Here is a 12,931-nt window from a genome sequence, read left to right as displayed (position 1 = left end):
TAATAGTAAGCGTCAAACAAACGTTGGTTCACATAGCGTATTTCTCTTTTCGCCAACCTCAACCTGGGTTACGTTAAAGAGGATCACCTTGTGTGAACCTGTTTTACAACGGAGCTTAATAATGAAAAAACTGCTATCGGTTTCCTTGATCGGCTTGGCGGTGGCTGCGGCCTCTTCTGCACAGGCACGCGACTATGACCACGTGCGCATCGGCGTTGATGTTCCTTACGTTCCGATGGAATACCGCACTGCTGAAGGCGACCTAACCGGTTTTGATATTGACCTGGGTAACGCCATGTGTGAAGAAATCGGCGTTACCTGTGAATGGGTCGAGCAGGAATGGGACGGCATTATTCCGGGTCTTCTGTCACGTAACTATGATGCGGTCATGTCGTCCATGACGATTAACGATGAGCGTCGCCAGCAGGTGCTGTTCTCAGAGCCCTACATCACCATGCCGTCAGCCTGGTTTGCGGCAAGCGACCTGGATATCGATGAAGCCAACGAAAAGACCCTTGAAGGCCTGACCATCGGCGTTCAGCGCGGTACGCTTCAGGACAACTACGTCACCGACAACTACAGCAGTGTCGCCGATATCAGCCGCTACTCTACTGCCGATGATATGGTGCTGGATATGGACGCTCAGCGTCTGGATATCGTCTTCCTCGACTTCCCGATCGGCCAGTCCACTCTGGTTGAGAACGAAGATGGCGACTACACCATCGTGGGCGAGAAAATCTCCGAGCCTAAAGAGTACTTTGGCGACGGTTTTGGTATCGCCTTCCGCCAGCGTGACGAAGCGCTTGCCGAGAAATTCAACGAAGCGCTCGCCACTCTGAAAGAAGATGGCACCTACGACGAAATCCACGCCCGCTACTTCGGCGAAGAGTAATCGTCTCGTCTCCCCGGTTTATGCCGGGGAGAAGCCCCTGCTTAGCCTCTTCCATACTATTTCCTCGCCTCTTTTCTACTGCTGCCCCATGACGCCGTTCCGGGCATTTTTTTATCTTTAAACCTTGGCTTACATACAGCGCTTCCTCGAATTGCTACCAAGATGAGTAAATTCAGTGAACTAGCCGTGCTACTATCAGTCTCTCAAAGCAAGCTAGTGACCGACAGGGAGGTTTTATGGTTAATGCATCGTCACCGTTACGACCCTCTTCCCATTGGACGGGCTGGGGCCAGTGGCTCGCGTTGATCACCATGACGGTGGATCATCTTACCCGCTACGTACTTCCTTGGGATTTAAGCTGGGCAGGTTCTTCCATCGGTCGAATCGCTTTTCCGCTATTTGCCGCCATGGTGGCTTGGCATGGGTTGTTCAATACGCGTAATCCCTTACGCTACTCGCGGCGTATTCTAATTATCGGCCTGGTAGCACAAGTGCCCTACATGCTGATGCCGCGCGCCTCTGATGCGCTGATTCTTAACGTGTGTTTTACCCTGGCAAGTGGCCTGGCTCTGGGTACGCTGGTACGTCAGGGCTGGCAGCATTACCAACAGCAAACCCTGGGGTTTGGCTGGCTTCTGCTAGGTGCGGCGGTAGGCGTTACGCTTTGGTATCTGCTGGGCTTCTGGGTGGAGTATGGTCACAACGGCCTGCTGTTGATTCCTCTGCTCATGTTTGCCATGCATGCGCTAAGTCAGGCAGGGTCTCATTTTCAATCACGCTTATGGGCAGGCCTCGCGGCATTTCCGGTACTCTGGATCGCCGGTCAGATGAACGCCTCGGACATGGCTAAATCCTTCACGATAGCTACCTGCTTGGTTGTGCTGATACTCGCCTCAGGCGCTGCCCGGCGAGTCGCCCCCGTACAGCTTGCCATGCCGCGTAGGCTTTGGTTGGCCTGGTATCCCGGGCACTTTGCCTTAATAGCGCTGTGGCTGCTTGTCAGCGGTCAACTCGCCATTTAAACGTCTTGCTGAGAAGAGCCGGGCTGCGTAAAGTTTTCCTTAACGGCCTTACGCATCCACGGCTGGTAGCGTTTCATCTGATTGCGCCCCTCGGCTTTGGCTTGATACATGGCAATATCTGCCTGCTTTAACATTTCAGGAGCATCGCAATGCTCTGTTTCAAAGCAGGTGTAGCCTATGCTGGGCGTTACTTTCAGCCAACGGTTTTCCAAGCGGTAGGCGCCTGCAAGGATCTGCTCTAACCGCTGCATAAAATCCTGAACCTGCTGTTCGGCTATTGAGCTATTGGCTGTCTCGAACAATGCTAGCAGTACAAATTCATCACCACTCAAACGTGCGGCCATCCCCGTTTCACCTTTGCACTGCTCCAAGCGGCGAGCCACCTGTATTAACAAGTCATCCCCCGCAGCATGCCCCAAGCTATCGTTAATAAGCTTGAAACGATCCATATCCAAAAACACGATAAGTCCGGTTTTGAGCAATTTTTCATCGCTCAAGCGGTTCAAGCTATCAATAAACAGTCGGCGATTAGGAAGATCCGTCAACGCATCGTAATAAGCCTGTCGATAAATTATCGCTTCAGAGCGCTTTTGCTCGGTGAAATCTTCAATAATCGCAATACCGCCGATCTTATGATCACTTGCCGTACGCACCGCGTTGAAAAACGATCGCAGCGGCGTTCCCTGGTCATGGCGGGGTAGGTAAAAGGTACCCTCGTAATACCCCGTGCCTTTTTCCAGAGCATCAGCCACCGCTGTTGCTACCTTCTGATCTGCACGGTGATCCAGCATGCAGTACCCAAGCAATTGATCGCGTGTACCACCCAATATTTCCAGCAGCTTGTCATTGCAGTTGGTAATCACGCCTTGCGAATCAAAGTGCAGAACCCCCAGCGGGGAGTGTAAATAAATAGATTGATAACGATCTTCGCTCTCTTGAAGCAGGGCTTCTCTAGAGGCCATCTCCACACGTAGTGCGATGTTGTCGTGGATAATGTGGCTAAGCCTACGGCTGGTGACCAGTATCAGGCCCATGAAAAGCAGCACCAGCAAGCACATTTGTGATGAAAGTTGCCCGCCATAAAGCAAGAACTGAATGGGTAATGGCAGCAAGATTGGCATCACAAAAAGTATAGCCACCCACCATACCGACGACAGTGGTGTCACACCACCAGCGGCAATGCCCGCCATCACGATAGTGAGAATAGTCGTTTGTTTGGCGTACTCTGGGCTAAAAAACAGAATCGAGGCAGCCCCCCACACACAGCCAGCTAGAAAAGCGCTCTGAGAAAACCACAGCAACCAATCGGGATTTTTTTGATTATTAGCCGACGCATGATGATATCGATAAGCCAACCTCAAACGTAATATCGAAACCAGTATTAAGGCAGCCAACCAGCCCATCAATAATAGCGCGCTGACGATTGTCCACAGCGCCGCTACCAGCAGGCCACCTGCAAATATGCTAGTTAGCACTGGCTGCCATAGCTTTTCATAGAGCAGGCAGACTTTCTCTACCTGTAAACGGCAAGCCGCTTTTTGATGAGCGTACGGATGGCCGCCAAACCTGAACAGCTTGGCGTTCATCCTTGCAAGAGGCGGCATACTGACATCCTGATTATTAATCTTATTTTATATAATCGGCAGATATGCATATTTATTAAATCAATAGTTGGAATACTTTAAGGATACCAACCCTCTGCGCTAGCCCCTGGCGTGCAAAAACAAGAACGTTTTCTCGTACGCTGCTGGCGTTACAGCGACGACTCAAAACTCCACTCAACCGGCGGAGCATCTGGCAGTAATGCCTGGCAGGCGCGAACCTTTTCCAGAAGCTCTGTATGGGTAGTCGCCACCACGTTCACATGGGCTAGCTTGCGCCCTGCTCGCTCGGCTTTGTCGTAACGATGCAGGTGGGTATTGGCAAGCTTGAGCATGGCCACGTTATCGCCTTCCTGGCCGATCACATTGACCATGCAGGTGGGCGCAATGGCCATGGTGCTGCCCAGCGGCAATCCCTGAATCGCACGAAGGTGGTTCTCAAACTGGCTAGTGACCGCGCCATCCATTGTCCAGTGGCCGGAGTTATGCACTCGCGGCGCCATCTCGTTGGCCAGCAGGCTGCCATCGCGGGTCTGAAACAGCTCAAGCGCCAGCACGCCCACGTAATCCAGCTCGTCCAGCAAGGTGCGAATATACGTATCCGCGGTTTGCTGAACCTGAACGTCCAGATCCGGCAGCGGCGCCACCGAGTAGCGCAGAATGCCGCCCACGTGCTGGTTTTCCGCCATGGGGTAGAAAACCGCTTCGCCATCGCGGCCGCGCACGGCAATCATCGACACTTCACGGACAAAATCGACAAACGCTTCAACGATCAGCTGCGCATGGCCGATGCTCTGCCACGCCTCAGCCGCCTCTTCAGGGGCTTTTAACACCGCCTGGCCTTTACCGTCGTAACCTTCAGTGACGGATTTTGCTACCACCGGGCAGCCAAGCTCCCGGGCGGCCGCTTCAAGCTGCTCGGCACTTTCAACGACGCGATAAGCCGGTGTCGGAATATTTAAACGATCAAACAGGGCTTTCTCTTCAACCCGGTTTTGGCAAACCTCGATCGCCCGGCTGCTGGGATAAACCGGCTTATGTTTTTCGATCTCCTGCACAAGCGACACCGGCAGATGCTCGAATTCATAGGTGACCACGTCCACCTTGGCGAGAAACTCCGCCAAATGCTGATTATCTGGATCAACGATAACCTCGCCAATGCCAGCGCTGGGATTACCCGTGGTATCTAAAAAGGTAAACCGGTTGCCCAGCGGATAACCGGCGAGCGCCAGCATGCGGCCTAGCTGGCCTGCGCCTAGAACGCCAATGTTCATCGGGTGTCTCCTTATTCTGCATCCGGCGCAGGGCGCGGGTCCGGATTATCCAGCACCAGCTGGGTCTGCTCGGCGCGGAAGGCATCGACGGCATCACGTACCGCACTGTCCTGCAGGCCCACAATCTGAGCGGCCAGCAGGCCCGCATTGGTCGCGCCCGCTTTACCGATCGCCAGTGTACCCACCGCGATACCCCCCGGCATCTGGGCAATCGAAAGCAGTGAATCAAGCCCCTTCAAGGCTTTAGACTCAACCGGCACGCCCAACACCGGCAGCGGCGTTTGTGAGGCCACCATCCCCGGCAGGTGGGCAGCGCCCCCGGCACCGGCCACAATCACCTGCAGGCCACGCCCAGCGGCGCTTTTAGCATAGTCAAACAGCAGGTCGGGCGTGCGGTGGGCGGATACCACGCGCGTTTCATAGGCAACGCCTAAGCGCTCCAGCATCGTGACCGCATGCTCCATCACCGGCCAATCGGATTTGGACCCCATGATGACGCCCACTTTGGGTGCGCTATTCGACGACATGCCATTTCTCCCCGGCCAGTGGCCTTATAAAAAATGATAAAAGTGCCGCACGCCAGAAGCTGAAGCGCACGCTAAAATGAGGCGCATAGTTTACCAGAGCTGGGGCGCAAGCGGGTGTTCACAAATGTCGCTAAATTTTCATCAAATTAAATATTGAAAAGCATCTGCGTTGGCGGCATTGTGTATTCGTCATTTCAGACTTATGGAGTCACATGAGTACGGCATACTCGACTGCTCACGCAGAAACGCTGGATCCTCCGCGAAGCAGCCCTGACCTCGACGTCAGGGAATTAGAAAAACGCACGCGCCTAATGCGCATTATCACGCGTTTGATTGCAGTATCAGACCTAGGAAGTCGGGAGATTGCCCGCCAGGCAGGCCTTCCCGTACAGAAGATTAGCGATTTGCTCGCCGGCAGGCTTGAGCACCTGAACATTGACGAACTCAATGTTCTGCGCCGCACACTAGAACTGGAGGCGCCATAGCAGTAGCCCTCCCATCACCAAATCGACAAACGCCTCGCAAATGCGAGGCGTTTTTTTATGGCACCAATCAGCAGCTAGCCAGCTAGTCTTCGCGCTGCTCGAACGCTTCGGCGGCCTGAATCGCTTCTTTCTCAGAGGTATGTTCAGAAACCATCACCTCATTTTCCGGCTGGGATACATCCACGACTTGCCAGCCAGTAATGGTTTCTTTCAGATCAGAGACATCAAACACCGGGTCGATGCGGGCTTGTCGGGTAGACATTCTACTCTCCTTGGATTTACGACAATTGACGTATTACCAGCGTAGAAGACAAAACCGTCGAGGGAAAAGACGTTGGGCCGCTTTTGATTAATCGCAAAACCAGGCCTACCTATAACGTCGATATCAAAAGACCGCCCAACGCAATCACTATAACCACCGCCCAGGCAGGAAGTTTCCACACCGTCAGCAGCAAGAATCCTGTCAGTGCCAAGGCAAATTCATACGGCCCAATAATCGCGCTGGTCCATACCGGCTGATAGAGCGCCGCCCCCAGAATCCCGACCACCGCGGCATTGGCGCCGCGCATTAGCGCCTGAGCACTACCCCACTGGCGAAAGCGATTCCAAAATGGCAGTACGCCGACCAGCAGTAAAAAGCCCGGCACAAAAATTGCCAGCAGGGCCAATAGCGCCCCCGCCAGCCCATTAACCCCAGGCAGCAGCGCACCTAAATAAGCCGCAAAGGTAAATAGTGGCCCAGGAACGGCCTGCGCCGCCCCATAGCCGGTTAAAAACGCATCCGGCGTTACCCAGCCCGACTGCACCACTTCCGCTTCCAGTAGCGGCAGTACCACATGCCCACCGCCAAATACCAGCGCGCCCGAGCGGTAGAACGCATCGAGAATATCCAGCCATACGGCACTCCCCGCAAGCAGCGGCAGCACAATTAAAAACCCAGCAAATAATATCAGTGCGACAACGCCTGCTTGGCGCGAGATGGAGAAGTGGAGCTGTTCTGGTGTCGGCATCGACGCTTCACGGCAGAGTATTAAACCCGCTAATCCGCCTGCCACGATGGCACTGACCTGCCCCATCGGCCCGCTTAAGAAGCCCACGGTAAACACCGCCAGTAGCGCAATGCCTGTACGCGTTTTATCCGGGCACAGGTTGCGTGCCATGCCCCACACAGCGTGGGCCACAATCGCCACCGCAACGATCTTCAAACCGTGAATAAGGCCGCTGGCAACAGGGCCATCCAACACCGCTGCGCCCAACGCAAACAGCACCAGCACAATGGCCGAAGGCAGTGTAAAGGCAAGCCACGCCGCCGCCGCCCCCCAAGGCCCGGCGCGCATTAACCCCAGGGCGAAACCTACCTGGCTGCTAGCCGGTCCCGGCAAGAACTGACAGAGCGCGACCAGATCCGCATAGGCCGCTTCAGAAATCCATCGACGGCGCTCTACAAACTCGGTACGAAAGTAGCTCAGATGCGCCACCGGCCCACCAAAGGAGGTCAGGCCGAGCCATAGAAAAACGCTGAAGACTTCGCTGATACGTACTTGAGCTCCTGATTGCTTTGCCATGATACTTTTCTTGGTCCATAAAAAAGCGCAAGGATAAACCTTGCGCTTGACTGTTTAATGACAGGAATATAAATAATTCATATGCCAATCATACAACGGACGGTAAAAGCTACAATCAGGCAATAACCGATAAAGCGAAGTCACTCTCGCTCAAGCCAATCACATCCGCCACTTCATCCAGCGACTCAACAGCGGCGACCTGCTCGCGATCTTCAGTATCACTCCAATCAGCATCAAACCACAGTTCTGCCACGTTGTTATCACTGTTAAATACCACAACGTATGCTGAGACACTTTCATCCGAGAGCGTGTTAGCGATATCCGTTGAGGTAGCTTCTGTCTGTAAAACGATCACTCCCATATCGCTTGCCTCGATATCGGCCAGGCTATCACGTGTTACGTACCGTTCAGCACCAAGGGCCTCACCATCAGCCACTTCTTCTCCAAAGTTCAATAAGCCGGTGCTATCAAGTGCGATGATATCGCCCTCATCCACAGAGAAATCAGTTAGGGTAGTCACACCCCGCGACGAGCCGGAAAAGCCAATGACAAAGGTATCTGCGCCTTCACCACCCGTGAGCGTGTTATCCCCACCTAGCCCGTAGATCCAGTCATCACCCGCGCCACCATTGATCGTGTTATCCAGGCTGTTACCCGTGAGTTTATCGTCAAAATCAGTACCGATTACCTCTGCTATGAAATCAGCCTTATAATCCTCAAGACTCGTTGTGAGCACTTCGACCAGGTTGCTACTGTCAGAAGACAGCTCAATCACGGCACCAAATCCTAGTTGCTCGACAAGATCTTCGTAAATCGAAGTGGCATAAGACGTGACAGCAAAAATTGGATAAACACTGCTTGCCTCAAGCGCCTCTCTGACCTGCTCAATAGAGGGATAGTCCTCACCGGTGCCCATAGGGTCGCCATCAAGAATTCGATCGCCATTATTAGGCGGCAAATCGAGGTCAGACCAAAGTCCTTTTCCAGCGCCGTCACCGGCTACGTGATAGTCCGCATCGGTGAGCAGCACCAAAGTACGCAGCGCATCAGGACGATAACCTATGCCAGTGGCATCCATATCCACGCTGCCATCTTCTAGGTAAACCAGCGGATCCTCAGCACGAAGCGCAATTTGAAGCAGCGACGTCAACTGTGCCTCAGGGCCATCGGCACCAGATTTTATGATCATTTCCTCGTAAGCGCGGCGTAGGCCTTCTGGATCTAGCGATAATGGCGCATCAGTACGATACTCGTAATCACCTTCACTCCAAGCGCTAGGAGGAGCACCAAAAGGGCTTATCGGCTTATCAACGAAAGTTGCCACACCGAAGGTGCTGTTGGGCTGAATATTGCGCACTCCACTGATCAAGTCATCAATGAAACCTGTAGAGTTAATGGTATATAAGTCAGCGGAAAAAGAGCCTGAAAGATCTTGAGATAGCATGATATCGAGCGGCTGCAGGCCAGTAGCGCCTATACCGGTGCCCAGTAAAATAGTGGCGCCACCCTCTTCAGCACCACCATTTATTTTACCACCATCGATGAGGTCAACGACGGCAGGCCCTTCGGCTAAAGAAAGGTCTAATATGCTGTTGCGCCCACTATCGATGATAGTTTTCTCGCCAGAGCCAGAAATTCGGTAGGTATCCTTACCACCCAAGCCGACAAGCACATCATCTCCATCAAGGCCATCAATTATATCGTCACCAGCAGTGCCTCTCAGATAGTCATCACCATTGGTACCGAGAATTATGCCAGCTTCATCAATCTCTCGAGCCACGGAGTCAACACGGCGGGCTTCACTAGCATCAGTACCTTCGACCGTCAGGCTGTCCGTAAGGGTATAGCCTGCCATGCTGCCCAGATCAGATGTCGTGCTTAGCGTGCCATTACCGCTGATAATGCGCGCCCCGCCCATGGCATCCAGAGAATCAACTTCCAGGGTTACACCCTCCCCCAACTCAATCTCACCGAGATAGGCAAGTGTCACGCCTTCCCCCAAACTGAAAGTAGTGGGTTCATCGGCGCTTATGCGCAAGGTGCTACTGCCATCCCCGGTTAAAGAAATAAACTTTTCAAGTTGCTTGATACTAAATTCCACTGAGGAGCGAATTTCCACAGTGTTCACGCCCGTAATGTCGTAATTACTCAGGTCGGCTGTACCAATCACATAAAGCGTATCCGACCCGCCCCCGCCATCGATACGCCCTTTACCGCCATTATCATCTTCGTTGAACACTGTCCCGTTCAAATCGGTAATAGGGAAACCCAATGCTTTGGTGGTATCTGCACTTTCCACCTTTCCACCTGAAGACACATCACCGACCACTACAAAGGTATCATTACCTTCTCCACCCAACATGGTGTCGGTACCAGCGCCACCACGCAGAATAGCCCCCTCATCCCCGGCGCGGAGAACATCACTTCCCTCACCAGTTGATAAGAAACCATCACCTACAATGAACGTATCGCTAGTAATAATGCCGTTACCATCAGTTACCGATAGCGTCAGCTCGACTTTCTCACCATCTTCAAGTGAGCTACCTTCCTTTAGTTTGAGCATCGTGCCAACGTCAACATCGACATCAAGCTCAAAGCGCTCATCCCCTGATAGGCAAAAGTCGTAAACCACTTCAGCTGCGTCAGAAATCGCTTTCACAAGACCAATTTCTGCCCCAGGCTGACCAGCGTTGATAGCTGTACCATCAAACGTAATTTTGACGTCCTCTGGCTCCGGCTCTGGTTGCGGCTCTGGTTCTGGTTCTGGTTCTGGTTCTGGTTCTGGTTCTGGTTGCGGTTCTGGTTGCGGTTCTGGCTCTGGTTGCGGTTCTGGTTGCGGTTCTGGCTCTGGTTGCGGTTCTGGTTGCGGCTCTGGCTCTGGTTGCGGCTCTGGCTCTGGTTGCGGCTCTGGCTCTGGTTGCGGCTCTGGCTCATTGAGCAGAGCGATATTCTCTTCAAAAGCCTGCTTGTCTTCCGCGGCTGCAGACTGTGCCAGAGTAAAGGCTAGCGTAGAAAGCGTTAGTGAGCCGTTGTCCAGTTTTTCTGCCCAGTAAGTAGCACCTTCAGCATCAGGCTCACGATTGAACATATTGTCGTAGAGAGCTGTAATCTGCGCACGGCTATCCAGATCAGCATATTTCTCCATATATTCATCTGAATTACCAAAAGCCTCGACAATCAAGCCTAAATTTCCCTCGGCGGATTGCATTGCTTCAACCCAGTAGGCTTTTCCTTCTGCGTCTGGCGCGCGCCCGTAATAGCCCGCGTAGAGCATATCCATGAGATTACTGTAGGTTTGCGTGAGCGCGTCATTAACACGCTGTTCTAAAATACTTGCATCCTGGCCTGTGACAGCGTTAATGACGTAGCGCACGACATCAGCGAAAGTTTCGCCACTTTCAAGCCTCTCAGCCCAATAATTTTGCCCCTCAGGGTCTGCATCACGTCCGAGCAAATGTTGATACAACGCATTTATTTGATCATTGGCATCCAAGCCAGCATATAAATCCGCGAATTCAGGCGATTGCGTAAACGCTTGGCTAATTTCCTCAAAGCTATTGGTATTATGTTGACTCGCCCAATAGAGCAGCCCATCCCAATCAGCGGGACGGTTATAAATGGCTAAATAAAGTGCTTGAATAGTTGCATGGGTCGACATGATCATTCCCTTATTTTTTCATTTTGTCTTGATGCCATCATTAGCTAATAGGCTGTGGCTTAAAACTAAAGCCACAGCAAAATAGCTAAAAATAATTAACTTATTTGTATTATTTTGCAACCCAAAATGCAAAAACTTCTAATGACTATCTTCATAGATAGAAAGTCTTTCCTTAATAACGCTGTACTAAAAAATAACCTTTTACTCACTCTGATCAGTTACCGCACCGGTGCTAGCCGAGCTTACCAATCGCGCGTATTTGGCCAGCACACCGCGGGTATAGCGCGGCTCTGGGCGTTGCCAAGCGGCTTGGCGGCGCATTAACTCGTCGTCGGCCACGTGCATTTCGATGGTATCCGCCTCGGCATCGATGGTAATGCGGTCGCCATTTTCCACCAGCGCCAGCGGGCCGCCCTCAAACGCCTCGGGCGATACGTGACCAACCACAAAGCCGTGGCTGCCGCCGGAGAAGCGTCCATCGGTTATCAGTGCAACATCATTACCCAGGCCGCGGCCCATGATCGCGGAAGTAGGTGTGAGCATTTCACGCATGCCGGGGCCGCCTTTGGGGCCTTCGTAGCGGATGACCACAACATCGCCTGCTACGACGGTGCCGTCGTTAATCCGCGCCTGGGCTTCTTCTTCAGAACCAAATACCCGCGCCGTACCAGAGAAGCGCGTACCTTCCTTGCCAGTAATCTTCGCTACTGCACCTTCCGGCGCCAGGTTGCCGTACAGAATCCGCAGATGGCTTTCGGCTTTAATCGGCTTATCCAGCGGCGCGATGATCTGCTGGTCGTCAGGATAAGGCGCAACGTCCGCGAGGTTTTCCGCCAGCGTATTGCCAGTTACCGTTAAGCAGTCGCCATGTAACAGGCCAACGGCTAGCAGGTTTTTCATCAGCGGCTGAATGCCGCCCAGCGCCACAAGCTCACTCATCATGTAGTGGCCGCTGGGACGCAGATCCGCGACTACCGGCACTCGCTTGCCGATCTCGGTAAAGTCTTCAAGCGTCAGCTCAACGCCGATGGTCCGCGCCATACCGATAAGGTGCAGCACCGCATTGGTAGAGCCGCCCAGGGCAATCACCACGGTAATCGCATTCTCAAACGCCTTGCGGGTCATGATGTCCGAAGGCTTGATATCCCGCTCCAGCAGCTCAAGCACCGCCTCGCCTGCCGCTTTACAGTCGTCACGCTTTTCTTGGGAAATCGCGTTTTGCGCGGAGCTGCCCGGCAGGCTCATGCCCAAGGCCTCAATGGCCGACGCCATGGTGTTGGCGGTGTACATACCGCCACACGAACCTGGGCCAGGAATCGCGGTCTCTTCGATATTCTTGAGCTCGATCAGGTCTATATCGCCCCGCGAGTGAGCACCCATGGCCTCGAACACCGAGACGATATCGGTATGTCCTTTGCCCGGCATGATCGTGCCGCCATACACAAATACGCTGGGGCGATTCAAGCGCGCCAGCCCCATCACGCAGCCCGGCATATTCTTATCGCAGCCGCCAATCGCGACCAGACCATCAAAGCCTTCGCAGCCCGCCACGGTCTCGATAGAATCCGCGATCACCTCCCGCGAGACCAGCGAGTACTTCATGCCTTCGGTGCCGTTAGCAATGCCGTCAGAAATGGTGATGGTATTGAAAATAACCCCTTTACCGCCCGCGGCGTCGGCGCCATCGCGGGCCTGTTCGGCAAGCTCACCGATATGGCTGTTGCAGGGAGTCACCATGCTCCAGGTAGAGGCCACGCCTACCTGGGGCTTTTTGAAATCAGCATCGTTAAAGCCTACCGCGCGTAGCATGGCACGGCTGGCGGCTTTACCCACGCCATCCACAACTTGGGCGGAATGGCGTCGAGTATGGTTTGGTGTATCGGTCATTGGGGACTCTCTTGCGTTAT

10 protein-coding genes are annotated in these 12,931 nt (G+C 53.4%); 3 read left to right on the top strand and 7 right to left on the bottom strand.

From position 1 onward, the window contains the following. Positions 1-121: 121 nt before the first annotated feature. Together INT33_RS08320 and INT33_RS08315 are read left to right on the top strand one after the other, a co-directional pair. Entirely contained in the window at positions 122-892 is a 771-nt protein-coding gene (locus INT33_RS08320; protein ID WP_193091617.1) for a transporter substrate-binding domain-containing protein, read from the top strand. Positions 893-1,128: 236 nt separating this feature from the next. Next, positions 1,129-1,914 (top strand): TraX family protein, encoded by a 786-nt coding sequence (locus INT33_RS08315; RefSeq protein WP_193091616.1) that lies wholly within the window; start codon positions 1,129-1,131, stop codon positions 1,912-1,914. On the opposite strand, the gene INT33_RS08310 is transcribed toward INT33_RS08315, so the two are convergent. From INT33_RS08310 to purE, 3 genes are all read right to left on the bottom strand, one after another. Next, complete coding sequence (locus tag INT33_RS08310; RefSeq protein WP_193091615.1) at positions 1,911-3,518, bottom strand: sensor domain-containing diguanylate cyclase; 1,608 nt, start codon at positions 3,516-3,518, stop codon at positions 1,911-1,913. The two genes, INT33_RS08315 and INT33_RS08310, sit on opposite strands and share 4 nt — an antisense overlap. Before the next feature lie 149 nt (positions 3,519-3,667). Next, positions 3,668-4,789 carry a 5-(carboxyamino)imidazole ribonucleotide synthase gene (locus INT33_RS08305; protein ID WP_193091614.1) on the bottom strand — a complete coding sequence of 374 codons (1,122 nt, stop codon included), beginning with the start codon at positions 4,787-4,789 and terminating at the stop codon, positions 3,668-3,670. Between the two features lie 11 nt (positions 4,790-4,800). Further along, the gene (gene purE, locus INT33_RS08300) at positions 4,801-5,316 is read right to left on the bottom strand and encodes a 5-(carboxyamino)imidazole ribonucleotide mutase (RefSeq protein WP_192538779.1); all 516 of its coding nucleotides are present in this window, start codon (positions 5,314-5,316) and stop codon (positions 4,801-4,803) included. Positions 5,317-5,528: 212 nt separating this feature from the next. Between purE and INT33_RS08295 the strand changes: the two genes are divergently transcribed. After that, positions 5,529-5,801, top strand: coding sequence for an XRE family transcriptional regulator (locus INT33_RS08295; protein ID WP_018918645.1), 273 nt, complete (start codon positions 5,529-5,531; stop codon positions 5,799-5,801). 82 nt (positions 5,802-5,883) lie between these two features. Here INT33_RS08295 and INT33_RS08290 read toward each other — a convergent pair whose 3' ends face one another. The 4 genes from INT33_RS08290 to ilvD all read right to left on the bottom strand — a co-directional run bounded on the left by INT33_RS08290 (position 5,884) and on the right by ilvD (position 12,911). After that, complete coding sequence (locus tag INT33_RS08290) at positions 5,884-6,063, bottom strand: hypothetical protein (protein WP_193091613.1); 180 nt, start codon at positions 6,061-6,063, stop codon at positions 5,884-5,886. 109 nt (positions 6,064-6,172) lie between these two features. Then, on the bottom strand, positions 6,173-7,366 hold the full coding sequence (chrA, locus tag INT33_RS08285) for a chromate efflux transporter (protein ID WP_192538780.1): 1,194 nt from the start codon (positions 7,364-7,366) through the stop codon (positions 6,173-6,175). 115 nt (positions 7,367-7,481) lie between these two features. Further along, positions 7,482-11,024, bottom strand: coding sequence for a DUF4214 domain-containing protein (locus INT33_RS08280; RefSeq protein ID WP_193091612.1), 3,543 nt, complete (start codon positions 11,022-11,024; stop codon positions 7,482-7,484). Between the two features lie 201 nt (positions 11,025-11,225). Continuing rightward, complete coding sequence (gene ilvD / locus INT33_RS08275) at positions 11,226-12,911, bottom strand: dihydroxy-acid dehydratase (RefSeq protein ID WP_193091611.1); 1,686 nt, start codon at positions 12,909-12,911, stop codon at positions 11,226-11,228. Positions 12,912-12,931 lie beyond the last annotated feature (20 nt).

The sequence above is a fragment of the Halomonas colorata genome, from assembly GCF_014897985.1.
GTDB classification, from domain to species: Bacteria; Pseudomonadota; Gammaproteobacteria; order Pseudomonadales; family Halomonadaceae; genus Vreelandella; species Vreelandella colorata.
Note: the sequence above shows the minus strand (reverse complement) of the source record. Positions and strands in the feature narration are given on the sequence as shown.

Excerpts from the sequence above, each read along its gene's own strand:
- INT33_RS08310 (WP_193091615.1), bottom strand. The coding sequence starts at position 3,518 with ATGCCGCCTCTTGCAAGGATGAACGCCAAGCTGTTCAGGTTTGGCGGC.
- purE (WP_192538779.1), bottom strand. The coding sequence starts at position 5,316 with ATGTCGTCGAATAGCGCACCCAAAGTGGGCGTCATCATGGGGTCCAAA.
- ilvD (WP_193091611.1), bottom strand. The coding sequence starts at position 12,911 with ATGACCGATACACCAAACCATACTCGACGCCATTCCGCCCAAGTTGTG.
- INT33_RS08305 (WP_193091614.1), bottom strand. The coding sequence starts at position 4,789 with ATGAACATTGGCGTTCTAGGCGCAGGCCAGCTAGGCCGCATGCTGGCG.
- INT33_RS08320 (WP_193091617.1), top strand. The coding sequence starts at position 122 with ATGAAAAAACTGCTATCGGTTTCCTTGATCGGCTTGGCGGTGGCTGCG.
- INT33_RS08290 (WP_193091613.1), bottom strand. The coding sequence starts at position 6,063 with ATGTCTACCCGACAAGCCCGCATCGACCCGGTGTTTGATGTCTCTGAT.
- INT33_RS08295 (WP_018918645.1), top strand. The coding sequence starts at position 5,529 with ATGAGTACGGCATACTCGACTGCTCACGCAGAAACGCTGGATCCTCCG.
- chrA (WP_192538780.1), bottom strand. The coding sequence starts at position 7,366 with ATGGCAAAGCAATCAGGAGCTCAAGTACGTATCAGCGAAGTCTTCAGC.
- INT33_RS08315 (WP_193091616.1), top strand. The coding sequence starts at position 1,129 with ATGGTTAATGCATCGTCACCGTTACGACCCTCTTCCCATTGGACGGGC.
- INT33_RS08280 (WP_193091612.1), bottom strand. The coding sequence starts at position 11,024 with ATGTCGACCCATGCAACTATTCAAGCACTTTATTTAGCCATTTATAAC.